The organism is Luteimonas sp. TWI596 (genome assembly GCF_039674105.1).
Taxonomy (GTDB): domain Bacteria; phylum Pseudomonadota; class Gammaproteobacteria; order Xanthomonadales; family Xanthomonadaceae; genus Luteimonas.
Genome location: NZ_JBDJMU010000052.1, coordinates 1 through 686 on the forward strand (window position 1 = coordinate 1; position 686 = coordinate 686).

Sequence of the window (686 nt, forward strand, 5' to 3'; positions counted from 1 at the left end):
TGTGTAAAGCCAGCACGTTGTTCACAGTTATCGGAATTCTGGAGATAGGCGGGTTGTAGCCGAGGCTGGCATGGGGTCGATGCCAGTTGTAGGTGTGCAGCCAGTGGGGCAGTTCAGCAGCCCGCTGGTCGGAAGTGTCGTAGCTGCGGGCGTAGGCCCACTCTCGAAGGCTGGTCTGGATGAACCGTTCGGCCTTGCCGTTGGTGCGCGGCGTGTAGGGGCGCGTGCGGCGATGCTTCAAGCCCAGTCGCCGGACTGCGCGGGCAAACAGCGCAGAGCAATAGCAGGCGCCGTTGTCGGTGAGGACCTGGCGGAAGGACACGCCCAGCGTCCGGTAGTAGCGCAGGGCCGCGATCAGCGCATGCACCGCGCTGATGGCCCGCTCATCTTTCTGGATGCAGGAGAACGCGACCCGAGAGTTGTCATCGATCGCGACATGGACGTACTCCCAGCCGGCGCCGTCACTGGACTGGGTGCGATCGCCCGTGACCCGGTGTCCGGGACGCCGGAAGCGTCCAAGCTTCTTGATGTCCAGGTGCAGCATGTCGCCGGGGTTGGGATGCTCGTAGCGGTTCTGGGGACGCGGTGGCTCCAGGGCCGAGAGCCGGTTGAGACCGGCCCGTCGAACGATCCGGGCGACGGTGCTCTGACTCAACCCCAGCGCATCGCCGATCTGACGATAGGTC

Annotated in this window: 1 protein-coding gene; it reads right to left on the bottom strand. The window is 64.9% G+C overall.

What is annotated here, in order from left to right:
- A partial coding sequence (locus ABE487_RS17200) for an IS481 family transposase (RefSeq protein WP_346452837.1) occupies positions 1-686 on the bottom strand: 686 nt, incomplete at both ends.